This window comes from Cytobacillus oceanisediminis (genome assembly GCF_003182355.1).
Lineage (GTDB): Bacteria > Bacillota > Bacilli > Bacillales > Cytobacillaceae > Cytobacillus > Cytobacillus oceanisediminis_A.
Map to the genome: position 1 here is coordinate 146,812 of NZ_QGTW01000012.1, position 25,085 is coordinate 171,896.

The 25,085-nt window shown below is 40.7% G+C and carries 25 protein-coding genes; 6 read left to right on the forward strand and 19 right to left on the reverse strand.

What is annotated here, in order from left to right:
• Positions 1-170: 170 nt before the first annotated feature.
• Entirely contained in the window at positions 171-608 is a 438-nt protein-coding gene (locus DFO73_RS20515) for a YndM family protein (protein ID WP_110066554.1), read from the reverse strand.
• 211 nt (positions 609-819) lie between these two features.
• Between DFO73_RS20515 and DFO73_RS20520 the strand changes: the two genes are divergently transcribed.
• Complete coding sequence (locus DFO73_RS20520; RefSeq protein WP_110066555.1) at positions 820-1,344, forward strand: ribonuclease H-like YkuK family protein; 525 nt, start codon at positions 820-822, stop codon at positions 1,342-1,344.
• 58 nt (positions 1,345-1,402) lie between these two features.
• On the opposite strand, the gene DFO73_RS20525 is transcribed toward DFO73_RS20520, so the two are convergent.
• The 3 genes from DFO73_RS20525 to DFO73_RS20535 form a co-directional block, all read right to left on the reverse strand.
• Positions 1,403-1,864, reverse strand: a complete 462-nt coding sequence (locus tag DFO73_RS20525) for a CoxG family protein (protein WP_110066607.1) — start codon at positions 1,862-1,864, stop codon at positions 1,403-1,405.
• A gap of 85 nt (positions 1,865-1,949) precedes the next feature.
• Positions 1,950-2,942 (reverse strand): LLM class flavin-dependent oxidoreductase, encoded by a 993-nt coding sequence (locus DFO73_RS20530; RefSeq protein WP_110066556.1) that lies wholly within the window; start codon positions 2,940-2,942, stop codon positions 1,950-1,952.
• A gap of 21 nt (positions 2,943-2,963) precedes the next feature.
• The gene (locus tag DFO73_RS20535; RefSeq protein WP_110066557.1) at positions 2,964-3,167 is read right to left on the reverse strand and encodes a hypothetical protein; all 204 of its coding nucleotides are present in this window, start codon (positions 3,165-3,167) and stop codon (positions 2,964-2,966) included.
• A 186-nt stretch (positions 3,168-3,353) separates the two neighbouring features.
• Here DFO73_RS20535 and DFO73_RS20540 point away from each other — a divergent pair, with 186 nt between their 5' ends.
• The gene (locus tag DFO73_RS20540; protein WP_110066558.1) at positions 3,354-4,487 is read left to right on the forward strand and encodes a zinc-dependent alcohol dehydrogenase; all 1,134 of its coding nucleotides are present in this window, start codon (positions 3,354-3,356) and stop codon (positions 4,485-4,487) included.
• A gap of 54 nt (positions 4,488-4,541) precedes the next feature.
• Here DFO73_RS20540 and DFO73_RS20545 read toward each other — a convergent pair whose 3' ends face one another.
• Together DFO73_RS20545 and DFO73_RS20550 are read right to left on the reverse strand one after the other, a co-directional pair.
• The gene (locus DFO73_RS20545; protein WP_181396080.1) at positions 4,542-5,375 is read right to left on the reverse strand and encodes a deoxyribonuclease IV; all 834 of its coding nucleotides are present in this window, start codon (positions 5,373-5,375) and stop codon (positions 4,542-4,544) included.
• Positions 5,376-5,405: 30 nt separating this feature from the next.
• Positions 5,406-7,982 (reverse strand): helicase-related protein, encoded by a 2,577-nt coding sequence (locus DFO73_RS20550; RefSeq protein WP_110066560.1) that lies wholly within the window; start codon positions 7,980-7,982, stop codon positions 5,406-5,408.
• Positions 7,983-8,192: 210 nt separating this feature from the next.
• Here DFO73_RS20550 and DFO73_RS20555 point away from each other — a divergent pair, with 210 nt between their 5' ends.
• Positions 8,193-8,726 (forward strand): YceI family protein, encoded by a 534-nt coding sequence (locus DFO73_RS20555; RefSeq protein WP_110066561.1) that lies wholly within the window; start codon positions 8,193-8,195, stop codon positions 8,724-8,726.
• Between the two features lie 53 nt (positions 8,727-8,779).
• Here the strand turns inward: DFO73_RS20555 and dacB are convergent, their stop codons facing one another.
• Positions 8,780-10,264, reverse strand: a complete 1,485-nt coding sequence (gene dacB, locus DFO73_RS20560) for a D-alanyl-D-alanine carboxypeptidase/D-alanyl-D-alanine endopeptidase (RefSeq protein ID WP_110066562.1) — start codon at positions 10,262-10,264, stop codon at positions 8,780-8,782.
• Between the two features lie 252 nt (positions 10,265-10,516).
• On the opposite strand from dacB, the gene DFO73_RS20565 reads away from it, so the two are divergent.
• Positions 10,517-10,774 carry a YpbS family protein gene (locus DFO73_RS20565; protein ID WP_110066563.1) on the forward strand — a complete coding sequence of 86 codons (258 nt, stop codon included), beginning with the start codon at positions 10,517-10,519 and terminating at the stop codon, positions 10,772-10,774.
• 78 nt (positions 10,775-10,852) lie between these two features.
• Here DFO73_RS20565 and DFO73_RS20570 read toward each other — a convergent pair whose 3' ends face one another.
• The 6 genes from DFO73_RS20570 to DFO73_RS20595 form a co-directional block, all read right to left on the reverse strand.
• Positions 10,853-11,170, reverse strand: coding sequence for an MGMT family protein (locus DFO73_RS20570; protein ID WP_110066564.1), 318 nt, complete (start codon positions 11,168-11,170; stop codon positions 10,853-10,855).
• A gap of 73 nt (positions 11,171-11,243) precedes the next feature.
• A complete protein-coding gene (locus DFO73_RS20575) occupies positions 11,244-12,056 on the reverse strand; it encodes an endonuclease I family protein (protein ID WP_110066565.1) in 813 nt (270 codons plus the stop codon).
• Positions 12,053-13,018 carry a S8 family peptidase gene (locus DFO73_RS20580; protein ID WP_110066566.1) on the reverse strand — a complete coding sequence of 322 codons (966 nt, stop codon included), beginning with the start codon at positions 13,016-13,018 and terminating at the stop codon, positions 12,053-12,055. The genes DFO73_RS20575 and DFO73_RS20580 overlap by 4 nt, the downstream gene beginning before the upstream one ends.
• A 708-nt stretch (positions 13,019-13,726) precedes the next feature.
• Entirely contained in the window at positions 13,727-14,239 is a 513-nt protein-coding gene (locus DFO73_RS20585) for a mismatch-specific DNA-glycosylase (protein ID WP_110066567.1), read from the reverse strand.
• A 146-nt stretch (positions 14,240-14,385) separates the two neighbouring features.
• Complete coding sequence (locus tag DFO73_RS20590) at positions 14,386-14,577, reverse strand: YbxH family protein (protein ID WP_110066568.1); 192 nt, start codon at positions 14,575-14,577, stop codon at positions 14,386-14,388.
• Positions 14,578-14,688: 111 nt separating this feature from the next.
• A complete protein-coding gene (locus tag DFO73_RS20595) occupies positions 14,689-15,126 on the reverse strand; it encodes a peptidylprolyl isomerase (RefSeq protein WP_110066569.1) in 438 nt (145 codons plus the stop codon).
• Between the two features lie 177 nt (positions 15,127-15,303).
• Between DFO73_RS20595 and DFO73_RS20600 the strand changes: the two genes are divergently transcribed.
• Positions 15,304-15,960, forward strand: a complete 657-nt coding sequence (locus DFO73_RS20600; RefSeq protein WP_110066570.1) for an MtnX-like HAD-IB family phosphatase — start codon at positions 15,304-15,306, stop codon at positions 15,958-15,960.
• Between the two features lie 373 nt (positions 15,961-16,333).
• On the opposite strand, the gene DFO73_RS20605 is transcribed toward DFO73_RS20600, so the two are convergent.
• The 5 genes from DFO73_RS20605 to DFO73_RS20625 form a co-directional block, all read right to left on the reverse strand.
• Positions 16,334-16,852, reverse strand: a complete 519-nt coding sequence (locus DFO73_RS20605; RefSeq protein ID WP_110066571.1) for an HD domain-containing protein — start codon at positions 16,850-16,852, stop codon at positions 16,334-16,336.
• A 36-nt stretch (positions 16,853-16,888) separates the two neighbouring features.
• On the reverse strand, positions 16,889-17,083 hold the full coding sequence (locus DFO73_RS20610; RefSeq protein ID WP_110066572.1) for a hypothetical protein: 195 nt from the start codon (positions 17,081-17,083) through the stop codon (positions 16,889-16,891).
• A 419-nt stretch (positions 17,084-17,502) separates the two neighbouring features.
• Positions 17,503-19,581, reverse strand: coding sequence for a transglycosylase domain-containing protein (locus tag DFO73_RS20615; protein ID WP_110066573.1), 2,079 nt, complete (start codon positions 19,579-19,581; stop codon positions 17,503-17,505).
• Positions 19,582-19,728: 147 nt separating this feature from the next.
• The gene (locus tag DFO73_RS20620) at positions 19,729-20,712 is read right to left on the reverse strand and encodes a ring-cleaving dioxygenase (RefSeq protein ID WP_110066574.1); all 984 of its coding nucleotides are present in this window, start codon (positions 20,710-20,712) and stop codon (positions 19,729-19,731) included.
• 234 nt (positions 20,713-20,946) lie between these two features.
• On the reverse strand, positions 20,947-23,193 hold the full coding sequence (locus tag DFO73_RS20625; RefSeq protein WP_110066575.1) for a DEAD/DEAH box helicase: 2,247 nt from the start codon (positions 23,191-23,193) through the stop codon (positions 20,947-20,949).
• Positions 23,194-23,416: 223 nt separating this feature from the next.
• Here DFO73_RS20625 and DFO73_RS28815 point away from each other — a divergent pair, with 223 nt between their 5' ends.
• A complete protein-coding gene (locus DFO73_RS28815; protein ID WP_181396072.1) occupies positions 23,417-23,590 on the forward strand; it encodes a hypothetical protein in 174 nt (57 codons plus the stop codon).
• Here the strand turns inward: DFO73_RS28815 and DFO73_RS20630 are convergent.
• Positions 23,587-24,861, reverse strand: a complete 1,275-nt coding sequence (locus DFO73_RS20630; protein WP_110066576.1) for a LysM peptidoglycan-binding domain-containing protein — start codon at positions 24,859-24,861, stop codon at positions 23,587-23,589. The two genes, DFO73_RS28815 and DFO73_RS20630, sit on opposite strands and share 4 nt — an antisense overlap.
• Between the last annotated feature and the right edge of the window lie 224 nt (positions 24,862-25,085).

The window sequence follows — 25,085 nt, forward strand, 5'->3', positions numbered from 1 at the left end:
GACTTCATTCGCTTTTTTAGCTTACGCTGCACTCATATTTTTTCGCTATATTTTGGAGAAATTAGATCAAGCTGAAAATATTCAACATCTACTTGTTCCCTATACTAACAGGATGGACAAAATAAAAACCTGAGCCATTTCCATCATTTTATATAAAGAGATGCAAAGATTCATTCTTTTAATGGATCTTTTTCTTCCCCTGCCTCCATCCCGTAAGCGAGTCTTGGATTCATGGCGGATTCGCTCCGTTTTTCTTCCTGGCTGACCTCCATTCTGTTCAAAAGATAGCGGTGGATAAACACTTCTGAAAGTGTGATGATCGCAGCTGCAATCACACTTCCCCATGCAATCTGCAAATAACTGTTGAGCAGTACACTTCCAAAAACCCATACAACGGCATAAACTAAGAAAAAGTCAGCAATGAGGGCATTACGGTTCCCCAGCCGTGGAAGGATGATTCGATCACCAATCATGTAGGACATAATCGTGACCAAAAGGCTGAATGAAACAATATCGGCAAAGGCAGCATCGAAAAATAAGTCGAGAGCAATTGCAAACGCAATCACAGTGGATACAAATTTAAGTAACAATATCAAGGTATTATTCATCTGTTTTCCTCCTTTATGTCTTATTTTTTAACACTCGTCATTTTCCCATTCATGAATCGTTTTTCCTTTGTTAAAAGCATTTTCTTTAAAAAAAATAAACAACTTGTTCGAAACCTCTCAATATAATGATAATAAAAGGTTTTTAATCTTAAGTTAAAGGTTTTTCAAATAGTATTATTTCAAAATAAAATACTTAATGTGGTGATAACAGGTGAGTGCTGAATATAAATTTCAAAATCTCCTGGAACGGCATTTGACGTTCGATCAGGTGTTTAACCGTATTTTATTATTTATGAAAAGAAATCCGGACGGAAACTTCCGTTTAATGATCGGAACAGATTCCCAGGTCCATTGCAACCGTACTGTTTTCATTACCGGAATTGTAATTCAAAATGAGCGGAAAGGAGCTTGGGCCTGCATTAGAAAAACCATTATTCCAAGAAAAATGCTGCATCTGCACGAAAGAATTTCATATGAAACCTCCTTAACGGAAGAAGTGGTTTCTTTATTTACAGATGAGCGGAAAGATAGGATGTTTGAGATTGTTCTGCCATTTATATATAAAGGAGGATCCTTTTCGATGGAGGGACATATGGACATCGGATCCGGCAATAGAAATAAAACGAGGGAATTTGTGAAGGAAATGGTCTCCAGGATCGAATCCATTGGCTTGGAGCCAAAAATAAAACCGGAAGCGTTTGTAGCCTCCAGCTATGCCAATCGGTATACGAAATAAGGGTTAAAAAAGAACTCAAAAAATGAGTTCTTTTCACTGCTTGATTAAGATCCTGCAACTAAACGCCTGCATGCTCCTTATATTCCTGTTCCAGCTTTGCAGCGACGGCTTCTGTCAGCTCTGCTGTAATTTCTGGAAGAGTTGTATTAAGCAAGGAATTTGCTACTTTAGCCATCATCCCCTCTGCCTTAATATCCAGAGCACCAGTCATCAAGTTTCTATTATTTTTTCCTTTACCTGCCAGAAAATATCCATGCCCTGTAAACTTCTCATTTAACCCGGTTAAATTAAACGTCACCTTTGTTGGCTCCTGCCAGCTTGTGATGTCCACTTTTAATTCAATTTTTTTCTTCAGGATCCCCATATCGCTTTTAAAGCTCCATGTTGATTCTTTGTCATTTAGTACCTCATGTGCAATATAACCGGGTACTAAAGGCGCCCAGTTGCCGATATCACTAACAAAATTCCAGATCGACCCAATTGGTACATTTACTTCTGCCTGATGTGTGCAGTTTGGCATTTTTACCGCCCCTTTTAAAGTTTTCATAGTTGGTTTCCATGAATATGTATTCAAAATAGTCGGGTGAGATTCATCAATTTTAGAATTAACTCAGGACTTCTTCAGCAATTAGTTCGTATGAACGCAAGCGGTCTTCATAACGGTGAACAATGGTTACAATCATGATCTCATCTGCCTGATACCGGTGCTGCATCTCTCTTAGCTCCTGGGCAACATCCTTTGGGTTGCCTATAATTAAGTTGGAATTTTTATTAAAAGGGTCCTGATTTACATAGTGAAAATAGCTTTTTGCTTCTTTAATCGAAGGAATTCCACAGTTGCCTTCGCCTTTATCTGTTTTCATCTTCCACAGCATGCTGCTGAGGGCTAGCTCTTTTGCTTCCTCGGCTGTTTCCGCACAAATAGCGGATACCGTTAAAACCACATTGGGCTGCTGCAGGCTTCCTCTTGCTTTGAAATTTTTCCTGTATTGCCTTATGATTTCCTCTCCATCTTTTTCGCTCATAAATTGCCCAAATGCATAGGCTGCACCGTTTTCGGCAGCCATAAGAGCGCTTTTGCCGCTGGTTCCCAAGATCCATGATTCTGGACTGATTTTGGGAACAGGCGAAGCGGATATCCTGGAAAACATATGATCTTCCGGAAAGTCTTTATTTAAAAATTGAAGCAGATCCTTCACTGTTTCAGGCATTTTCCGGACACCTTCCAAAAACTGATCGGAAAGTGCCATCGCTGCTTCAGCTGATCCGCCTGGTGCCCTGCCAATCCCCAGATCAATTCGATCAGGAAACAAAGTAGCTAGCATATTGAACAATTCTGCAATCTTGTAAGGTTTATAGTGCGGGAGTAATATGGCCCCAGCACCGATACGAATTTTCTCTGTTTTGGCACCAATATAACTTAACATAATTTCAGGAGCGGAGCAGGCTAAATCAGATAAATCATGATGCTCTGCAATCCAATACCTGGTATATCCCAGCCTTTCTCCAGCTTGTGCAAGCCCGGCGGAAGCCTCTAATGCTTCCTTTGGTGTAAATCCTGAAGAAATGGGTGCTTGATCCAGAATACTTAATTTCAAGGTTTCCCCCTCTTTCAAAAATTAATAGCTTCCCGTGCCAAGCGGGAATCCTTCCGGGTAGGAAGCATGATCAAACAGCTTCACAGGCATTTCTCCATCATAGATGATGGCTGTACTGCTGTATTTTAACCCTCTGGCTCCTCCCGCTTCTGCTTCCTGCAAGGTTCCGAAACGGCCTATATGCAGAACCTCTGCACTTTGATTATATAGTTTGACGATAAACATTCTTTTTCCCTCCAAATTAAATGATACAAATGGAATAATTAACAGCAAAAAAGCGGAACTTATATTATTAAGATTAGTGGTGCCAGTAAGTTTAAAAAAATGCTTTCACAAAGTATAGCAAAACCAAACCCCTTTTTCATTTCATTGGACTGAATTGGGGCCAACAACCAAAATGGAGTGTTAAATATGAAGGCAGTTACTTATCAGGGTCCCAATCGTGTTGCTGTTACGAATGCAGATGACCCGAAGCTCGAAAAAAAAGATGATATTATCGTTAAAATAACGTCAACGGCGATCTGCGGATCGGATTTACACTTATATCAGGGGAATATGCCCCTTCCTGAAGGCTATATTATCGGCCATGAACCTATGGGCATTGTAGAAGAAACAGGCCCTGAGGTGACAAAAGTGAAAAAAGGCGACAGAGTTGTCATCCCATTTAATGTATCTTGCGGACAGTGTATTTATTGCCAGCAGGATCAAACCAGCCAATGCGATAACTCCAATCCGCATTATGATTCGGGAGGTTATTTTGGATACACTGAAAAATTTGGAAATCACCCTGGAGGGCAGGCGGAATATTTAAAAGTTCCTTTCGGCAATTACACACCATTTCTTGTTCCGGAATCGTGTGAATTGGAAGATGAGTCCCTGTTATTTTTATCTGATGTCCTTCCTACTGCCTACTGGAGTGTTGTAAATGCAGGCGTTAAAAAAGGTGATACTGTCATTGTCCTGGGCTGTGGGCCCGTTGGTTTAATGGCACAGAAATTTGCATGGATGGAAGGAGCCGAGCGGGTCATTGCGGTTGATTATCTCGATTACCGAATCAACCATGCCAAGGCAACGAATAAGGTTGAAGTCTCCGATTTCACAAAGTACCCGGATATGGGAGAGCATTTAAAAGAAATTACTCATGGAGGCGCTGATGTTGTGATTGATTGTGTCGGCATGGACGGCAAAAAGTCACCTCTTGAGTTTATTGAGCAAAAGTTAAAGCTTCAAGGCGGAACATTGGGGCCGATTCAAATTGCGACAAAAGCTGTCAGAAAAACAGGAACTGTCCAAATTACCGGGGTTTATGGTGCAAATTACAATATGTTCCCGCTGGGTGCCTTTTTCACCAGAAACATTACGCTGAAAATGGGACAGGCACCTGTCATCCCATTTATGTCTATGCTGTATGAAAAAATTGTAAACAAAGAATTCGATCCAAAGGACATTATCACGCATAAGATGAATCTTAAGGATGCAAGCCATGGGTATAAAATCTTTAATGGGCATGAAGATGATTGCATTAAAGTGATTTTAAAGCCTTAATTATGAAAAGCCTGCTGTTTTACCAGCAGGCTTTTTCAAATTGTATCTGGGCTGCTAACCCCATTTTTTTATAAGAAGCGCTACCTCATCTGAATGTTTTATTCCTTCATCGGACGGCGTCTCAAGGATAAAAGGCAGCTTTTTAAATGGCTCTGCTTTTACCAACTCATCAAACTGTTTTTCGGTTATATGTCCTCTGTTGAATATATTGGCGTGCCGGTCCTTACCAGAACCCGCCGGATATTTGGAATTATTAAAATGAATAGCTATTAAATGTTCAAAATAGTTCAGATTTTCTCCTTTTTGAAGGAAATGTTCAAGGTTGTCCCCATTCAAGAGATCGCTTGCGTAAGCATGGCAGGTATCCAGGCAGAAGCCAATTTTATCCGGGTAATCACATAAGCTGCGGACCTGAACAAGTTCCTCTATTGTCGTTCCCATTGTCCCAGGCTGGCCGGCAGTGTTTTCAAGCAGAATCAAACAAGGTTCGTTCCACTGGCTAAGCACTTTATTGAGCATCTCGATCATTAATTGATAGCCGGCAAGCGGATCACTGCTTCTTATCGGACTCCCGAAATGCACGACTACTCCCGCAGAACCATAGGCATTGGCTATTTCAAGGTCATTCAGCAGAGACTTAATAGTAATATCTCTTTTCTCCGGCTGTGGAGTCAGGCTGGTCGGATAGGGTGTGTGTGCGATAGAAAAGATCCCATGCTCTTCGCAAAAATCCCTGCAAAGCTTAGCGTCCTCCTGATTAAAATTCTTTACAGTTAGGCTCCTCGGGTTTTTGGGGAAATACTGATAGGCGGAAGCATTCATTCTTTGAGCAGCTTTTGCAGCCCCTAAATAGCCTTCTCTAATGCTTAAATGGCAGCCAAATAACATTCTGATCGCATCCAATCATTCCTGGATTGTTTACTTTCTATAATAATTATATCTCTTCCTGGAGCGGGCAGTATGGCACTCATCACAAATTTGAAATTCATGTTCCCAAGGAAGCTTTTTGCCGCATCTCCGGCATTTTCTTGAGAGCTCCTTAATGTCAGTTTTCAGCCTTTCATGAACATGGTCGCTTATTTCCTCCCTTAACCTTTCCCAATATAGTGCTTCGGTTCTCTGTTCAAGCCGGTAAAGAAACAGAAGGTGCAGGCCAATTGCCTTGTATGTGAGTTCCAATTCCTCCAGGCTGCGGTTTTTTATACGCGGCTCAGGCAGCTCAACACCATCAATTATGGCATACATGGTCTCTTCCCATTGCCGTACAAGATCATGCTCTTTTTTTGAGAACGGGAGATGGAGAAAGCCGTACAGATCCATAATACCAAGTTTAGCTTCTATTTCAGTTCCGCGGATCCGCTCGTATAAATCTCTTTCCTCTGTTAAAGCCGCTTTTTTGGTGCCTTTAGGGCTTTCGAACTTATCCCATAGCTCAAAAAAAGTGCCTAAATCACGATAATACCTTTGAAATCTTTCAAATACAGTATTTGTCGGGGCAATCGCAAAGGTATGGACAGGTTCATCTTCCATTTCAAGTAATGCCTTCATTCTTTTAATATCTTTGGTAAACGCTACTTTCCCAATATTATATAAGCCTTTGCGGCCGGCTCTCCCAGCAATTTGCTTAACCTCCTGTGAAGTAAGCAGCCGCCTCTTTGTACCGTCAAACTTCTCATTTTCGAGAAAAACAATTCTGCGAATTGGCAGGTTAAGCCCCATCCCAATAGCATCAGTTGAAACGATCACGGACGTTTCGCCATTAATAAAGCGCAGTACCTGTTTCTTTCTTGTTTCAGGCGGCATGGAGCCGTAGATCATACTAACCGAGTGGCCGTCCTGCTGTAGCCTTGAGGCTGTTTCCAGCACTCTTTTCCTGGAAAAACAGATAAGCGCGTCCCCTTTCCTAACATGCTTGAATTTAAATTCCTTTGCTTCCACTTCGAGCGGAATATCGCGGCTATATTCATTAAGCACGATGGCAGCATCTCCAAGAAGCTGGAGCATCATGCTTTTTGCACTTCGGCTGCCGATAATATGCACTTCATTGGCATTCGCTTTTGTGATGGCTTTATACCATGAGAAACCACGATCCTTATCCGTAATCATCTGGGCTTCATCAATAACAATCACATCAAAAAAATCTTTTTCATGAAACATTTCAACCGTACATGAGAGATGCTGCGATCCGGATACCAATTTTTCTTCTTCCCCTGTTTTTAACGAACAAGGTACTTCGTCACGGTTTAGCTTATCGTATACTTCCAGAGCAAGCAGCCTAAGAGGGGCCAGGTACATACCGCTGCTTGCCCGCTTCATTCCTTCAAGAGCATGATGGGTTTTCCCTGTATTGGTTTCGCCAATGTGGAGAACATAGCGTTTGGCCCGTTCAAGTGAAGGACTGTATTCCTGTCCGAAAATATACTCCAGCATACGGGCTTCTTCTTCTTTTTTCCGCTGCTGTTCGGCTAATTCCTCTGCTTTTTTTCGTTCTCTGTCTTCAAGGTCCCTTTCAAATAACTCCTTATGGATAGAGGGGTCAAATGGAATGTCAGCGAGCTTTAGCAGATCCTCAACATATTCTTCCTGAATACTTTCAAAAAAGCTCTCATTGATATCATGAAGAGTATGGGCAATCAGCTTTTTAACCGCCTTCCCAGTTAGCGGCTTACCATAAGTTTCTTCATACTCCTCGAACAGCTCAACCGGAAGATTTTGCAGGACTAGGGTTTGCAGTGTATCGGAAAGATATCCGGAAATGTTGTTCTTATACACATAGTAATAGGTTTCGTATTCAAAATACCCCTTGCCCCAGTGCAGGGTTTTATGGATATTTCCAGTCAGTTCGCCAAGGAAATCAGCCATTGCCTTATACTCGTCGGGATGAAAGTCTCCTGCTTCCTCAAGCTTCTCTTCCAGTGCAAAGGTATCGACCGGACAGTATCTTGTTTTGTTTTTAAAATCCGATGCCAATTGCTTTGCTGTCATATGTCTTATATATAAATAAAGAAGGCTATATTCCTGTTCAATGATTTTATCAATTTTCTCTTCAATCGTTTCGCGGATAAGATACTTTTTTTGCTGCAGGCTTTCTTCTTCAGCTTTTTGAAGAAAATGGGCTCTTGCTTTCTTATAGCGGTCTTCCCATTCCTCATTTTTGCTTTCGAACCTATCATTAAGCCATTCTGAGGTATTAAAAGGCTGATAATCCCTCATCTCAGTTCTAAATAAATGATTGATCAATTTCCTGTCTACGTTCTCTGTTTCGTATCCTTTGTCGCTTAAATACTTCTTTTTTTCGTGCTTTGAAATTTTAGTGGTAATTTTATTAAGCCAGACATTCACCCAGATTTGGTCGATATAATGGAACCTTTCAGACAGGTATTCCTTATAAGTCGGCATGTCCTCTTTACTTCCAAGATAGCGGTCGACATCTTCCAGTATTTTTATTTTCGTATGCTCTGCAGCATTATCGTAAATTTGTTCAAGCTGATTCATGTTCCGTTCCCCTTTAAACATCACAATTAGTTTGTGCTGTAATCATTATGTATTAGGTTATGTATCATAACGAAAAATTAAGTAGTCTTCATTTTACCATCTTTTGAAAAAATATCATTGACAGAAAACTGAAACGGTCATATAATTTATCTAGAATTAAAATATCTCGAATTCAAAACAATTGAATTCAAACAAATGGAGGAGAAAATAATGGCAAAAACAAAATGGGCTGTTGATCGAGTACACAGCAGCGTTGACTTTTCAATCAAACATATGATGATCGCAAACGTGAAAGGAAGCTTTAATAGCTTCGATGCAGAGATCGAAGCAGATCCTGCAGATTTAACAACAGCGCACATTCAATTTAATGTAGAACTTTCGAGTATTGACACACGCAATGAAGACCGTGATAACCATCTGCGTTCAGCTGATTTCTTTGATGTTGAAAACCACCCGAAAATGACGTTCAAATCAACAAGCATCGCAAGCAAAGGTGACGATGAGTATGATGTAACAGGGGATCTAACGATTCATGGAGTAACAAAACCTGAAACGTTTACGGTTACTTATGAGGGTTCTGGAAAAGATCCTTGGGGCAATGAAAAAGTGGGCTTCAGTGCTGCGGGCGTAATTAAGCGCAGCGATTACGGCTTAACATGGAACTCTGCCCTTGAAACTGGCGGTGTCCTTGTGGGCGATAAAGTGAAAATTGATCTGCAAATCCAGGCTGCCAAAGCTGAATAAGTCAGGAAAAGGGCAGGAATCCGAAATGGAGTCCTGCCTTTTTAGTTTGCTCTTTATTGGTCAGCTAATAATTTGGCAATTTGGTCTTCAATTAATTTTCCTTGAGAACCGTCCGTTAAGTTATTTAGTACAATTGAGAAGATCAGCTTTTCTCCGCCAGTTGTTGTGACATACCCCGATAATGAACTCACTGTAGAGATTGAACCGGTTTTTGCTTTAACATTTCCAACAGCATTGGAGTTCTTCATTCGATTCCGAAGAGTCCCTCCCTCCATCCGGTTTGTGTTCCCCGCAATCGGCAGGGAATTTAAATAGGAAGGGAACCATTCTTTATCTTGTACTTCGAAAAGCAGCTTTGAAATTTCGTTTGCCGGAATTAAGTTTACATGTGAAATTCCTGAACCGTCACGGATTACTAGAGTTTCTTTATCCATGCCAAAAGTCTTGACCTTTTCTTCTAAAACCTCCAGGCCTTTTTCCCAGCTGCCTTCCTTTTTTTCGACCTTGCCCATTTCCTTGATGAGTGTCTCGGCATGTCCGTTATTGCTTAATTTCATAAATGGAATAAGCAGTTCTGATAGAGGCATGGATTGATGCTCTGAAAGAACTTTTGCGCCTTCAGGCGAAGCAGACGCTATAATCTTCCCCTGCAGCTTGATGCCTTGCTCTGCGAGAGATCGTTTAAATAAATCAAGTGCATAACCTGTCGGCTCCCAAACAGCGATCCATTCCCTTGATCGGCTTCCGCCAACAGGAATATCTCCTTCAATCGTTACAGTGTTTTTGCCGTGGTCACGTTCAATGGAAATATCCTTGCTTTCTCCTTCTGCTACTGTCTTTGCATTATTAACAATCTTTATGTAATCCGTTTCAGGCACCATTTTTACTACTGGCTCTTGTCCAGCTTTTTCTCCAGGGTACACCTCTACAATCACGGTTCCTGCATCATAATCTTCGTTTGGTGAAGCAGTCAATGCTGAAACCTGTGCACCGTAATACCAGGATTCATCGCTCCAGGATAGGTCTGTTGAATAGCGCTCATCATCATACCAGGTGTCATCACCGATCAGGTTACCATGAATCACTTTGATGCCTGCTTCCTTTACCTTTGCTGCGAATGCATCAAAGTCCTCTTTTAAAAGAGTGGGATCTCCTTTTCCTTTTAAAATCAGATCACCTTGCAGAGTCTGTCCGTTCAGCGAACCCGTATGAAGAAGTTCTGTTTTGAACTTATAATTTTCACCCAAAGTATCCAACGCTGCAGCTGCAGTCAGAAGCTTCATATTGGAAGCTGGCCGTAAGCGAATATCTCCTATATGGTCATAAATCAATTCTCCTGTTTCTGCATTGCGTATACTGACCCCGGCCAGTGCTCCATGTAAAATTGGGTCATTGTTAAGAATGTGGTTTAGTTGCTGTACCAGATCGCTTCCTTCTTCTGTTGCATTTACCTGTGGTGATTCCGTTTGGGAAAAAGGAACAAATGCGAGTACAAGAATCAGTAACATGCTAAAACTTAATTTCAGTGTTTTTTTCATTTGTATAAGCCACCTTTCATTTCTAGTTCCTAACCTTTTCTTTTTTGAAAGGTGAGTTCCCTTTATTTCCAGTATGAGGAAAAAGATTCATTTTTATCTACTTCACTATTTTATTCTCCTCTTTGAAAGTTATGAGGACTGGCTCAACATACCCAGATTTTTTTAAGTGAATTTATTATAAAAAATTAATCTTAAAATTTTTATGAAAAATGGTATGATAGAGAAAAAGTGGATTTTTTAAGGAGTGGAAAAATGAGTGTACATAAAGCAATATCAGAACATGTTGGCAAACAAAATAAAATCATAACGAGTTTCGCAGCTCTTGATCAGGAACGCGAATATTATATTGAACAAGCTTTGGATAACTGCAAAAAGGGTTTGCCATTTTCTGCGGATAAGATAAATGAAGTAACCTCGAGGATTAATGAATTATCTAAACAGGGCATTGTACCTGCCAGAAAGTTGGTAACAATGGATATGATTAAGGAATATGCATCAAGAATAAAATAGGTATTTCTAATTAGTGGAAACCCTGTATTTCTTTGGAATGCAGGGTTTTTACTGATGATTCCACGTAATTATCGATTATCAGTGAGGGTATAAAGGGTCATATAAATACTCCTGCAAATCTAGTATTCCTTTTGGAGAAACATAAATTTCTTCTTTTTCAAGCAGTTCTCTCTGAAGGTTAAAAGAAAGGTCATCTTTAAAGCCTATCTCCCCTTTCCCGTTTACAACCCGATGCCAAGGCAGCAGATGTTTTTCACTTAGGGAGTGAAGGATCCGGACTACCTGCCTTGCACCCCGCGGACTGCCGGCAAGTTTTGCAATTTGTCCATATGTCATAACTTTTCCGGAAGGGATGTTTTGGATAATCTTAATAGCTTTTACGGTAAACGGCTGCATATGAAGGCTCCTCTGACTAGTTGTTTATAGCGTTATTATAAACGAAAAACCGCCTGAATTCAGGCGGTTTCTCTTATAAGCCGAGCATTTCTTTTGCACGTTCAGGATAATCAATGAAGGGATTGCGGTTTCCCTGCAGATCCTGGATTGCTGCGTTTCTGTGCTTTTCATATAAATTCACAGGATTTTCTTTATGCCATTTCAGCAAAAGGTTCAGATCCATTTTGGATTCCATCCTGATCACTTTTTTATATCTTATTGCAAAATAGAATACTGCCCGTGCGGCGATCCCTTTTCCGTATTCAGGTTCAAACTTCTCATTTTCTGCCATTCCGCAGCCGTTTCGAATATTCTCTCCTTGGAATTCAGGAACATATGACTCAAAATCATAGTATGGAAAGTTGCTTCTCATACTATTGCATGCAGGTTCGCAAGCAAAAAGATGATGAAGATCCCCTTTCATCGGCTCTTTTTCTCCAAACCAGGATTGGGGCACAACATGCTCAGTATTAAAGATGATCCTTCCCTTACTAATAAAACCTTCTTCTTGTATCGTTTTTAAGAGCTTTAAATCCTGATCAATTATTTTAAGAGGATCAAGTCCTTGGCCAGAATATAAACTCTTAAGCTTGCGGTTTTCCTGCAAGTCTACCCATGGGTAGACATATTGGTGTGGTGAATAATCCAAGTGAGTAGTATGAGTATTCACCAAAAGTGAATAGAGCTGATCAAATATATTATCTTGTTCAAAATTGATGCTATTGTAATACTCCTCTTGCTTGACTAAATCCAGCTGGGAATCGTAATATATTTCGTTTTGAACACTATTAATATGTTTTGCCTGAGCAGTAATCCATTCCTCGGAAATGCTCTTAATCTTAATCATATTGCGTTCATAACCATTGTTTTAAAGTTCTTGTCAAAAATGCCGGCTAAATGCTCTGGAACTGTTAGATAAACAAGTCCGTTTCCTTCCAGCTTAGGGGAATTTCCTAGCGGAACAGTCCGCCTGATTAATTGTGCATACAGCTCAGGTTCTGAAAGCTTTCTTTCAAAATGCCTGTTTGCATATTCTTTAATTAGTGCCAATGCACCGGAAACGTGTGGAGCTGACATGGAAGTTCCACTAAGAGTTGCATATTTTCCATTTAAATATGTTGATAGGATGCCTTCACCGGGTGCCACACAATCAATTTCGTTATGGGAATTTGTAAATTCAGATGAATCTCTTTCAAGGTTAATCGCTCCAACGCTTATTACCTCATTGTAGCAGCCAGGATAGGCAAATTCATCAGTTGAATCATCCCCATCACCTTCATTGCCTGCTGCGCATACAACAAGGATATTCTTCTTGACTGCTGCTTTAATTGCATCGTACAGTTCAGGAACATCAGCCGGGCCGCCGAGGGACATGGAGATAATATCCGCATTTTGTTCGATTGCATAATGGATGCCGTTGATAATCCACTCATATTGTCCGGATCCATTTTTGTTTAAAACCTTTACAATCAGGAGTTCTGCTTCCGGGGCTACTCCGATTACACCTGCATCATTTTCCTGCGCTGCAATTGTACCGGAAACATGAGTGCCGTGTCCGTTATAGTCTGTGTAAATATCAGGGTTGCTGCTATCATCGTCTGTAAAATTGCGGCCGCCAATAATACGATCCTTTAAATCAGGATGATTTACATCACAGCCAGTATCTAGGACAGCAACTTTAATGCCTTTTCCTTTGGTTTCGTTCCAAATCTTTGGCGCCTGAATTAATTCGACACCTTTTGGCACTTCTTTAACTTCCTCTTCCTCCTGAATTACCTTATAAGGAATAACGCGCACATATTGCTCCATTTCTTTCCCTCCTTAAGAGATTAAATTGAAGCTGGTTCTTGGTGTTATCTCTATTTTAACAATTCTGAATCTTTTTTGACAGTATCGTTCGTAGGGGAATTTACTAGATTTGGGTTAGAAAAAAGGAAGAATTTATGCTATTTGCACTAGGCGCAGGGTTAGAAGAGTAGTTTTGAAAAAAGTTGTCTATCTGTTTTCCTTGTAAAGCGTTGGCTTTATAGAAGGATACGAAATAAATTCAAGGGTCCGTGAAATGGAAGTTAATCGAGAGGGATAACGCCCATGTTCCTGGGTTGGGACATGAAATGGTCGTTAATCGGGAGGAATAACGCCCATGTTCCTGGGTTGGGACATGAAATGGTCGTTAATCGAGAGGAATAACGACCATGTTCCTGGGTTGGGACATGAAATGGTCGTTAATCGAGAGGAATAACGCCCATGTTCCTGGGTTGACGAGTGAAATGGTCGTTAATCGGGAGGAATAACGCCCATGCTCCTGGGTTTGGACATGAAATGGTCGTTAATCGGGAGGAATAACGACCATGTTCCCTGCTTGGCAAGAAATATGGGCGCTAATTAGTAGGAATAACCCTCATACTCCCTGCCTCGCTCGAAAGATAGTCATTAATTGGGAGGATTAACAGAGACCCAATCTTCTTAGCCAGTAAAAATAATAAACTTTGTGCTGCTTACACGAAGACAGCAAACTCACTTTAATGATTTTAATAACTTAGGAATCTCGGCATAGATTTGAATAATTTCATCCATTTTCATTCTGACCAGTCCTGAGGAAGATGGGGCCACGAAATCAAGGGTCCCAGGCACCAGCGATTCGTCCTGTATTCCCCAGGGGAGCTTTTTTTTGCGGCTGTATTCCTGGTATACTCCTTTTCCTACAAAACAAACAACCTTGGGCTTGTATGCACTAATTTTTTTAATCAGTGTCTCTCTTCCTTCTTTATATTCTTCTTTCGTTATTTCATCCGCTGCTTTAGTTGGCCGGGGCACGATATTAGTCATGCCATAGCCTAATTCAAGTAACCTGTAATCTTCAGTGGAATCGAATTTCCTTGGTGTTAATCCCGACTCATGGAGGATTTTCCAAAAGCGATTATTGGGATTGGCAAAATGGTGCCCTGTCTCTCCTGAGCGAATGCTTGGATTAAAGCCAACAAACAGCAAATCAAGATTTTCCTTTAAATGGTCTTTGATCGGCTCCATTAAGCGATCATTCCTTTCATTTACGCTGGTATTAACTATTGTACATAACTTTAAATAGGAAATAAAAATAAAAAGGATAATGGAGGTGATAGAAGAGGCAGGGCGTCCTGGAGTTGACAGTGCAGGACGCCGGATAAAGAGGAATCTTACAATCCATGGTGATTGCAATAAGTATCAACGATTTCTTCAATTTGGTCATTTTCGGGGAACTTTCCAGTAAATTCAAATTGAATTTCTTCTACGAACTTTCCATTTTGATATACATGGATAGCCCCATTTTGGCTGATTACACTGAATTCCGGCTCAAAACGAAAGCCGCTTCTTTCAATGGCGCCCATTTTCGTCATCTCCTTGTGTTTAACGCTACCTTTAGTATGAGAAATAACTGAATAGGCTATTTGCGAAAAATCAAAAAAGAGCCATTGCGGCTCTTTTTCGCGATAAACAAATTATCCTTCTAAAACTTCTACTTTCTCCATAACATCGCCATTTCTCATCGCTTTTACTGCTTCTATGCCGGAAGTAACTTTTCCGAAAACAGTGTGAACGCCATTTAAATGAGGCTGTGGTTCATGAACGATAAAGAACTGGCTTCCGCCTGTATTACGGCCAGCGTGAGCCATTGAAAGGGAACCTTCCTCATGTTTATGAGGGTTGCCTTCTGTTTCACAGTTGATTGTGTAGCCAGGACCGCCTGTACCTGTTCCGTTTGGGCATCCCCCTTGGCTTACAAAACCAGGGATTACACGGTGGAAAGTTAGGCCGTTATAGAAACCTTCGTTCGCAAGCTTTTTAAAGTTTTCAACAGTGCCTGGAGCTGCTTCCGGGTATAATTCGAATTCTACCTTTTCACCATTTTTCAATAATATGTATCCTTTTTCTGCCATTCTAATCATCTCCTTATGTGAAAATCAAATTAATAATACCATTAATCTCTTCAGGAATAAAATTAAAAGGTGTATTTTTCATTGATTGAACATAAAAAAGAAAGGGTATTGCTAGTAGAGCACTAATAAATGAATTAATCTTAGAAAGAGAAATACAATTACCGGAGGTTTAAAAGGATGAAAAAGTGGGCTTTTGTATCTGATTTTGATGGAACGATCTCGAAAAGGGATTTTTATTTAATTATGATGGATAAATATTATCCAGAAGGCCGGGAACTTATGCCAAAGTGGAAAGCAGGTGAAATGAGGGATATCGATTTTTTAAATAAGGTCTTTACTTCGATAAATCAGGAGGAAGATCAAATTATTGAGGATATTCTTTCGATCCCCATTGATGAAGATGTGCCAGAATTTATAAAAACTGTCCAAGAAAATGGCGGCGATTTTTATATCTTGAGTGCCGGCACAGACTATTATATTTACCACATTTTAAAAAAGTATGGGATTAAAGATGTAAAGGTTTTTTCCAATGAGGGCTATTATCGTGAAAAAAATGTCCATATGAATATAGATAAAAATCACCGGCATTATTCCGAAAGGTATGGAATTGATAAATCAAAGGTTATTCAGGACCTTAAGAATGAGTATGAAATGGTATTCTTTATTGGCGACAGTGAACCAGATTCTCACCCAGCAGAGTATGCTGACACCACATTTGCAAAAAATGGCCTGCAGGATCTTCTTAGCAAAAAGAACATTCCATTTATACCAGTTGAGGAATTTAAGGAAGTGGAAAGATATTTGATGGATAAGGGTTTGCTTTCTAAAGATTAAGGTCAGCTCCAGAGCCTGCTCCTAGCCTGCTCTGGAGTATGTATGAAATCCATTCGCAATTAACTAAATAGCTCAATAAAAAGTATAAGTATAAAAATGATTAGTGCATAAAATGATAGATGCAGGAATATGGTTGTTAATCCAAATTTAAATTCTTCCACATTAAATGTTTGCTGTTTTCGGCTTCTTGCACGCACTTACCATCACCATCCTACTAAAATATTATCAAAATTTTAACTATTTTGACAATGTTTTATCTCCCTGCTAATAGTATTCTGCTTACTATATGCGCTTCCCTTCTTTCGCAGGGACGGAAAATCATGAACAGATTTCCTGGGGAAGCGCATAAAAAGACAGATTGCTTGTTTATTCCTCATTTCTTCTCCAATAAATCATCAATTTTTTCATCAAGGATCTGCAGGCTTTTCATCGCCCTTTCAAAATCAAGATCACGATAATGATGTCCGCCTCCAGGTTCTTCATCCTTTTCATCTGCCAATTTGACAATGGATTGCAGCGGTGTTCTTACAACCTCTCCGCCTGGCAGAAAAGAATCTGTATGAAAGAGAATAGCCAAAGCTATTTCTTTCGCTTTTACTGGGTTTTCTCCAAGACGAATTAAGAGCTTATGTGCTCGCTCTGCCCCTTTAATGGCATGAATATCATTTTGCCTGTAAAGATCATAATCCCATTTACCATTTTTATACCAGGTGTAATGGCCAATGTCATGCATAAAACCGGCTTTTGCAGCCGAGTCAACATCTTCATCTTGATCCTTGGCAAGCTGGAAAGCATGATAGGAAACAGCTATTGCATGAGCGATACCGGACCTGGTGATATATTTTTGGGCAATCCGGTGCTGAAAAATATCCGTTAATTTTACATCCCTCACAAAAATCCCTCCAATACTCCCATAAAAATTAATCTGTTAAAATTTTTTATTCAGCTTTTTCTGCTTATTCATTACTTCATATGATTTTTCTATAATATCGGTTAATACATCGCCTTTATAAATTCTGCCAAGCTTCGTGTTTTCCTGATAGTATTCAACAATCTCATCTAGCTTATTAGATGTATCTTTTGATATGCGAACATTAAGCTGTATGCGGGTTTCTCCATTCATTAATAAATCCTCCTAGCGAATGATATCTAATTGCTAGCTTTTCGCTAGCGATTGCTGTCGAAGTGTTAGGGGCTGCTATAAATACTTAGGTTACACTGTTTTTTGGAATTATTCCAGTATAAAGGATAAAGAAAATAAAAAAGAGAACAGCGGATGCCATTCTCCTTTTTATGATCATCTTTGGTAAACTTGGATGCTGGTTTCCGCTCTAGAAGCTCAGCGAACCGCGGGCGGGCGCTTCTTCGGCGCGATCCACCTGGGGTCTCCCTTTAACCCGTATTTTCCAGCAGGATATTAGACCATCATCTTCGAATCAACAGCGCTCGAAGGAAAAGGGTATAAATTTTCGAGGAGTCGCGCCTTCCGTTACCATCAGCATCATGCCAAAATTAACAATGAGCTTTAATATAGCCTAATGATTAATTAGTAAACTGGCCCCATTTTTCTTTGAGGAATTTACCGAATTCCTCAAGTTCCTGTTTGCCTTCTTTTAATTTTTCTTTCCATACAGGAAGGTCATCTCTTAGCTTGCCTTCTATCTTTTCTGCTTGTTCTTTAATCGTCTGCTCTATTTCTGCTGTTAACTCTTTCTTGGCCAGCTTTTCATTTACTGATTTAGTAGAAAACTGATCCTCTTCCATATACGGAAGGCTTTCTTCCATAATCGCCCTGAACACAGGTACAGCTGTTTCAGAACTGCTTTTTGATAAATAATGCTCCCTGTCAGTCCGGTCATACCCCAGCCAGACTGCTCCTACCAGATTAGGTGTATAGCCTACGAACCATTGGTCCTTTGTTCCGTTAATGTCATTGTATGGAAGCTGGGTTGAACCAGTTTTGCCTGCAATCTGGACTCCTTCCATTTTCGTGGCACTTCCGGTGCCTGATTCAACTACATTCAGAAGCATGGAAGTCATTTGGTTTGATATGGTTTTGGTTGTTACCTTAACGGTTTTTCGTTCCCGTTCAGCAATTATGCTTCCTGTCGGCCCGACTATTTTAGTAATTAAGTGGGCATCATGTCTTTTTCCGCCATTTGGAAAAGTGGCGTAAGCCTCTGCGAGTTTCAGTGGTGAAATTCCTTTTCTCATTCCGCCGAGTGCAATACCTAAATATTCATCCTCTTTTTCAAGCGGGATGCCAAATCGTTCAAGGGAATCCAGCCCTTTATCCAACCCAATTTCGTTTAGGAGCCATACCGCCGGAACATTGATTGATTCTTCTACTGCCTTATACATGGACACCTCACCGGAATATTTCCCTGAAGCATTAGCTGGTGTGTAATCTCCATATGTTACAGGTTCATCTTTTAACATAGAGGTAGGTGAGTACCCTTCCTCTAAGGCTGGTGTGTAAACAGCCAGCGGCTTTAAAGTCGATCCTGGCTGGGCTTTTATATGTGTAGCCCTGTTAAAGCCTCTGAAAACATGCTCGCCCCTGCCCCCAACAAGCCCTCTGACTCCCCCCGTTTGCGGATCCATAAGGACTGCACCGCTTTGGACGATTTCGCCATTCATGCCAGGAGGGAAAATAGAGTCCCTAACATATACATTTTCCAGGCTTGATTGAAGGTTCTGGTCCATTTCCGTGTAAATTTTATATCCTCTTGTAAAAATCTCTTCCTGTGTTAAGCCGTATTTATTAATTGCTTCATCAAGGACGGCATCTACATAGTATGGGTATTTCCTTTCCTGCTTGCTTCTTGTGCCTTCCTTCAGCTCTATTTTTTCATTTACAGCATCCTTATACTCCTGCCCTGATATCATCTTATGTTCCTTCATTTTTCCAAGGACCACATTCCTTCTTTCCATCGCCCTCTCATAATGATTATAGGGATCAAGTGCGGAAGGAGATTGCAGCAGTCCTGCAAGAAGTGCGCTTTCACTGATGGTTATTTCCTGAGGTGTTTTGCTAAAGTACTTGTTGGCTGCCTGTTCAATTCCCCAGGCGCCGCTGCCAAAATACACCTGATTTAAATACATTTGCAGGATATCATCTTTTTTATAATTTTTTTCAATCTCGACTGCCAGGAACAGCTCCTCAGCTTTCCGTTTATAGGTTTGCTCAGGTGAAAGCAAAGCATTTTTGGCCAGCTGCTGAGTAATGGTACTGCCCCCGCCGGTAATTCTTCCTGCAAATAAATTGCTGAAAAACGCCCGCGCAATTCCTTTAATATCGAAACCGTTATGTTTATAAAAACGTTCATCTTCAATAGCCACGACAGCATTGCCGACATAATCCGGCAATTCTTCAATATTAGCACCCTCTGCCCTGTTAGCTGCCAGGCTTGCGGCAGCATCACCATCTTTATCATAAATGACGGTGGATTGCCTTAAACCTTCTTTAAGTGTCTCAACGTTTGCGGTAGCTGCCAGAAATGCGAAAAATAGGATCGTTAAAAGTATGATGGTCAGTAATAAAAGAAGCAGTATTTGTGTTAAGTGTTTTTTTCGCCAAAACCTCACAAAAGCTTCCTTGAAACTTTGAAATTTATCCATGGTGACTCCTTCTTATTCTCTGTTATGTTTATTTTTTAGTAGTGTCCTCTTATTATATATTAAACGAACAAACTCTATAAAAAGTTTCAAGATATAGGTTTCCTTTATATAGAAAGGGACGAACAATCATGTTCATCCCTCAATTTTCTATGGACTTTTTGTATTAAGCGGTTTTATTCTTGCCTCGATTTGTTCTCGCTGATCTTCAAAGTAAGGAGGAAGAGCCAGCTTTTCACCTAAATGTTCGAAGGGTTCATCCCCTTCAAATCCCGGTCCGTCTGTTGCGAGCTCAAATAGAATCCCGTTCGGTTCACGGAAGTACAATGATTTGAAATAATATCTTTCTACGAATCCAGAACTTGCAATCCGCTGTTCCTTCAACTTTTGAATCCATCTCCTTAATTCTTCTTCATCTTCTACACGGAAGGCAACATGGTGGACACTGCCGCGGCCTGGCCGCTGCTGGGCCAAGTCTGGGCGTTCGATTATATGGACCTCTGCCCCGTTTCCGCCCTCGCCTGTATCGTAGACGTGGACTGTATTATCTCCATTGACTTCCAGAGTGTATAATCCTATTTTTCGAAAATCCATTACCTCTGTAAGTATTTTTTCTGTTGGTTTCAAATTGGAGACTGTCAGCATAACCGGTCCAAGCCCTATAATTCCATGCTCTTGAGGAACAGGACTCCGAGCCCACGGCCGGCCCCCTTTTACCCCTCCATTATCCTGATCGGAAATAAGGGCCAGGCGCTGGCCTTCAAAATCTTCAAAAAATAATATCATTCTAGTGCCTGCTGCACGGATATCTTCATGTGATACGCCATGCTCCTCCAGTCTTTTTTTCCAGTAAAGCAGTGATTCATCTGTTGGAACACGTAAAAATGTACAGGTAATGCTGTCAGTTCCGCGATAGGTGCGGCCTGCATTTGGTATCTCGAAAAAAGTTAAGTCAGTTCCGGGATTTCCTCTTTCGTCAGCATAAAATAAATGGTACATGGAAGTGTCGTCCTGGTTGACAGTCTTTTTTACGAGACGCATTCCGAGGATGTTTGTATAAAATTCATAGTTCTTTTGGGCATTTGCTGTTATGGCAGAAACATGATGCTGACCCTTTAATGGTTTCAGATTCAAATGATCACACCCCCAGTTTTTAGTTTAGTTATATTTTGAATGAACTGATGGAGGATTGCAATGGAGCGAACTCAAAGTAAAAAAGTCTTGTGTCCTTTCAATAAAAGTGTTATATTAGTAAAGCGATGAGCTAATTGCATAAGACGGCAGACAGCCTTAATTGGCAATGCACTATGTGGAGTGCAGTCGGGTCGCCGCAATACGTAGAAAAAGACGCCTTTAGGGGCGTCTTTTTTATTTTCTCTGATTAAATTGTGAAGTAAGATAGGTGCCTGCAACCGCAGAATCCAGCCTTGCGGCTACATACGGAGGCTTAGCCTTTTTATGCGTCTCTGCAGGCATGCCTAGCCACAATATTTGTTCATCAATTAATATGAATGGAAACGGAAACCTATGGGGAATTACTTCGTCAGTCTGAATGGCTCGTATGGGATTCTGAGCAAGTAAGATTAACTTAGTGCTTTTATGTCTTAAAGAAAACACTTTGCCCCATCCCTCTCCAAGTTTTTCAGCCTCCGGCAGGGAAATAACGATCTTCCTTTGTGCAGACTGAATATCCTCTTTAACTCTTTCCATTTTCCGTGCATGCATCCATTGAAGGCGTGCATGCTGATTTTTGATCCATTTGCCTATTTTATCCGGATGGACTGCCTGTCCGTTTTGAAGCTGATGATCAGCCAGGCGGCGCCATGTTTTATTCCTGTATACATGCTTCTGGATAAAGTCCAGATCACAGATGTGGATGAACTTTCCTTTCGTCCTCGTAATGGCTACGTTTAAAAGCCTCTCGCTTTCTTTCCCGATCAATAGCATTCCAGCTCTTTCATGTGGAAAGGAATCCGCGGTATCAAAGATCATCACTTCCCGCTCGCTGCCCTGAAAACGATGGACAGTTGCAGCAATGATATCCGCTTCTGTCAGTTCTTTTTCATACAATTCTCCAAGCAATTGTTCCATTAATACAGCCTGAGCCCGGTATGGAGTTACATATCCGATCGAACGGCTCCCCCCTATATAGGATTCGTGAATCAGCTGAAAAGAAAGAAGCAGATTCCACAAATTAATTCTCGAATTCGTGTTCCCGTCTTTAATGCCATATTCTCCTGAGCCAGCAGCATTTAGCAGAACGGACGCTTTGCCTGGAAAGGGTGCGCAAGCGGCAATATCGGACCTTGCAGCAAGAACATCCGGGTGGTCTCCCACCAGGGAATGGTAAATATGCTTATTGGAAAATGCTGAAATTTCAGGATGCATCCGGCGCTGCTCTTTTAACAAAAAAAGATGGGGATGCAAATATCCATCCTTCACTGCCTCAGATACCCCTGAGTGATGAAAGATATCCTCCCTTAGCCATTTTTCAGCCATTTTCTGGCGTGCGGCAGCAATTGGCGGAAGCTGCTTAAAATCCCCGCATATGATTACTCTTTTACCAAGAGAAGCTGCAAAGGCTGCCTGTGGAACATAGGCCATACTGGCTTCATCAAGAATGACTAAATCAAAATTCTTCTCATAAATAGCCGGATCACCCGCTGCTTTAGCCAATGTGGATCCTATTATAGAAGCGCTTTTGATAAACTCTATTTCTTTCTGTCTTATTTTTTCAAGGATTCCTGAAAGTTTCTTTTCGACGTCAATAAGCAGATCGGAATCCCTTTTGCTGAAGGAACGAGATAAATCATACTTTAGCAATCGCCGCTCTTCAAATAAAGAGTCTTTCTTTTCAGCAAGATTGGAATGGTGTTTTTGTAAAAGGTAGTTCGCCGTCAGTGAAGGATGATCTGATAAGGCTGGCCCAATCTGCGAACCATATCGGAGCAATTCTCCGTCAGGAACTTTCTTTTTATTTGCTGCAAAAGCCGAGATTTCAGCCATCAATACATCTATGGCCTGATTGCTTTGGGCAAGGATCAAGACGCTTTGTCCTTTAAAATACTTATTGGCTGCCACACGGGCCAGTGTATAGGTCTTACCGGTTCCCGGAGGGCCCCATACATACGTAACCGGATTATACTTGGAACGTAAAATCAGCTCATGGGTGCTTGTTTTTATTTTATCTTCGGGATGTTTGGCTGGCATGGAAGGGTTCATCAGTTTTTTTATTCTGGATCTTTTCCTTTTGCTTTCCTTCATGTCTTCTAAGCGCTGATAAAGCTGATCTAAAAGCTCCCAAGGATCATGTAGCAAATAAGTCTCCGACAAATCCATTCCTAAATTCTCATCCAAGGCAAGGATAACATTATTGCCTTCCGAAGAAAGGATGCGTCCCTCAACCTTCCTGCTTCCCCATTCAATTTTTATAGAAGATCCTGTTGGAACTTTAATGGTTGAAGGTGTGTCGAAAAAATAAGTATATGAATCTGATTTTGAAAGCAGCCGCCCATTAAGCATTAAGTAACGGGTGCTGCCGTATTTTTTTAGATGAATAATTTCAGCCAAAATTGCTTTTTGCCAATCTCTTATATAAGTGAGTGTTGCGGTCATATCTCTCTTCCTTCGTTTAATTCGATATAAATATTCAATTAGATTAATATATCATGTAAGTGCCGATATGCAAAAGAAAAGATGGAGGCTGCTCGCTTCCATCCTTTCCTTTTATTGGTTATAAAGCTGCATTTAGCAGAAATAGAGGGTTAATTCCCCCGAAGTATGAGATAATGGATTAATAACACTTTTTAGTAATGGTGTTTAGAAAGCAGGGATAGTATTGAAACGAAGAAATAAATTTGAACAAAATGATACCGTAATTTTAATTAACACGGGCGAGAAGGTTACAATCAACAAATCATGCTATGTGGCTAAAATGAAAAAATACACATATACAATTAAAGAAAATCCGAAAATGTTCTACTTTGAGGAGGAAATGAAGGAGATTATTTAATTTATTGCCTTTTCAATTATGAAATTTTTATCAGCAAAAGCCCAATTTTGCGGGAAAGGCAAACTTAATTGCCAATAAGTCATTCCCAAAAGGCTATACTGATCAATTAATTTATATTTTTCAGTGATGCTTCGGATATCTTCAAACCAGACAAGATGCTCTTCTGCCCCTCTCCAGTATTTAAACCATGGAGAGGCCGCATAAGAATCGTACTGAATGATGGACCCCGTGCTTAAGGCCATGTTCTGAAGGGCTAGCAGGGAGTACGCTCGAGTTAAATTGTCCGCGGTCCTCCAATCATAGCCATATAAAGGCAGAGCAATTTGAAGCTTCTCCGGTCTGATTTTGGTAATGGAATATTTAATAACCTCTTCTACCCACCATACAGGAGCTACCGGGTCAGGGGGGCCAGTCGGGTAGCCGTAATCCATGGTCATGACTGCCACAATATCAGCAGCCTCCCCAATTGCTTTATAATCATATGCCCCAATAATTCGGTTCGTTGGTATATCCTCTGTCTTGGCATGGACATTGACATGGAGAACAAGTGAGCCCAGAACATTTTTTAATTCTCTTAAAAATAAGCTGAAGTCCGGGCGCCTCAGCGGAGGAATGAATTCAAAATCCAGACTGACGCCTCCATAGCCCTTTTGATTAATAAAATTCATCAAGCTTAAAATTAAGTTCCGTCTGTATACTGGATTTTGCAGAACTCCTCCAATTAGTTCAGCGTTGAATTCCCCGCCTATCAGATTGCGTATCATTAATAGCGGTATAACATTCAGTCGCTTGCTCTCAGCAATGATTGCCTCATCTTCAAGTTCTGCATATGCATAGCCTTCCTTTGTTAAGGAGTAGGCTGAAATAGCAATATATGTCAGGTTTCTTGCTGTCTGCCTAAAAATGGGTAAGAAAGAATCAGGAGAATATGGGACAACGAAACCCAAAGTTTGCATGCTTAATCTAACTGGAGAAGGAATGTTTAGTTTTTGTCCGATATGCAGCCATTCTGGCCTGATTCCCGGATTAGCTGAAAGGATTGCATTTACACTTGTTTGGAAGCGCTGGGCAATTCTCCAAAAAGTATCCCCCGCCTTAACGATATAGGATCTCATTATTCCCTTGTCTTCCGGAATGTAGAGAGCCAATCCAGGAATAATTCTTGGTGCATTTTCCAGGCCGTTTGCAGTTATAATACTTTGAATGGATATATTGTATTTTTGTGAAATGGCCCATAAACTATCACCTGATTGAATCACATGAATCCCCATCTTTACACCTCTTTTCCCCTATCCTTTAATTAGTTTATGGCGGAGGCAAGCGTGAATAGTACTAAAGATAGAATGCAATCCCATTAGGCACATGAAAGCTATTTATTCAATTTGAAAAGCCTATCCCAATGGGAATAAGCTTTGAGGGCTTAACAATGAATCCGTTGACTGACGGTCTTTTGTGCGTGCTTTTAATGCTTTTTGCTGAGAAGAAGCGTCAAAAG

What these genes read in the sequence shown, in the direction of transcription:
- DFO73_RS20615 (WP_110066573.1), bottom strand. Translation starts at nt 19,581, where the DNA reads ATGGATAAATTTCAAAGTTTCAAGGAAGCTTTTGTGAGGTTTTGGCGA.
- DFO73_RS20575 (WP_110066565.1), bottom strand. Translation starts at nt 12,056, where the DNA reads ATGATTAAGATTAAGAGCATTTCCGAGGAATGGATTACTGCTCAGGCA.
- DFO73_RS20580 (WP_110066566.1), bottom strand. Translation starts at nt 13,018, where the DNA reads ATGGAGCAATATGTGCGCGTTATTCCTTATAAGGTAATTCAGGAGGAA.
- DFO73_RS20590 (WP_110066568.1), bottom strand. Translation starts at nt 14,577, where the DNA reads ATGGGCGCCATTGAAAGAAGCGGCTTTCGTTTTGAGCCGGAATTCAGT.
- DFO73_RS20535 (WP_110066557.1), bottom strand. Translation starts at nt 3,167, where the DNA reads ATGTTTATCGTCAAACTATATAATCAAAGTGCAGAGGTTCTGCATATA.
- DFO73_RS20550 (WP_110066560.1), bottom strand. Translation starts at nt 7,982, where the DNA reads ATGAATCAGCTTGAACAAATTTACGATAATGCTGCAGAGCATACGAAA.
- DFO73_RS20565 (WP_110066563.1), top strand. Translation starts at nt 10,517, where the DNA reads ATGAGTGTACATAAAGCAATATCAGAACATGTTGGCAAACAAAATAAA.
- DFO73_RS20600 (WP_110066570.1), top strand. Translation starts at nt 15,304, where the DNA reads ATGAAAAAGTGGGCTTTTGTATCTGATTTTGATGGAACGATCTCGAAA.
- DFO73_RS20585 (WP_110066567.1), bottom strand. Translation starts at nt 14,239, where the DNA reads ATGGAGCCGATCAAAGACCATTTAAAGGAAAATCTTGATTTGCTGTTT.
- DFO73_RS20595 (WP_110066569.1), bottom strand. Translation starts at nt 15,126, where the DNA reads ATGGCAGAAAAAGGATACATATTATTGAAAAATGGTGAAAAGGTAGAA.
- DFO73_RS20545 (WP_181396080.1), bottom strand. Translation starts at nt 5,375, where the DNA reads ATGTTATTTGGCTGCCATTTAAGCATTAGAGAAGGCTATTTAGGGGCT.
- DFO73_RS20630 (WP_110066576.1), bottom strand. Translation starts at nt 24,861, where the DNA reads ATGGGGATTCATGTGATTCAATCAGGTGATAGTTTATGGGCCATTTCA.
- DFO73_RS20625 (WP_110066575.1), bottom strand. Translation starts at nt 23,193, where the DNA reads ATGACCGCAACACTCACTTATATAAGAGATTGGCAAAAAGCAATTTTG.
- DFO73_RS20555 (WP_110066561.1), top strand. Translation starts at nt 8,193, where the DNA reads ATGGCAAAAACAAAATGGGCTGTTGATCGAGTACACAGCAGCGTTGAC.
- DFO73_RS20570 (WP_110066564.1), bottom strand. Translation starts at nt 11,170, where the DNA reads ATGCAGCCGTTTACCGTAAAAGCTATTAAGATTATCCAAAACATCCCT.
- dacB (WP_110066562.1), bottom strand. Translation starts at nt 10,264, where the DNA reads ATGAAAAAAACACTGAAATTAAGTTTTAGCATGTTACTGATTCTTGTA.
- DFO73_RS20525 (WP_110066607.1), bottom strand. Translation starts at nt 1,864, where the DNA reads ATGCCAAACTGCACACATCAGGCAGAAGTAAATGTACCAATTGGGTCG.
- DFO73_RS20540 (WP_110066558.1), top strand. Translation starts at nt 3,354, where the DNA reads ATGAAGGCAGTTACTTATCAGGGTCCCAATCGTGTTGCTGTTACGAAT.
- DFO73_RS20515 (WP_110066554.1), bottom strand. Translation starts at nt 608, where the DNA reads ATGAATAATACCTTGATATTGTTACTTAAATTTGTATCCACTGTGATT.
- DFO73_RS20610 (WP_110066572.1), bottom strand. Translation starts at nt 17,083, where the DNA reads ATGAATGGAGAAACCCGCATACAGCTTAATGTTCGCATATCAAAAGAT.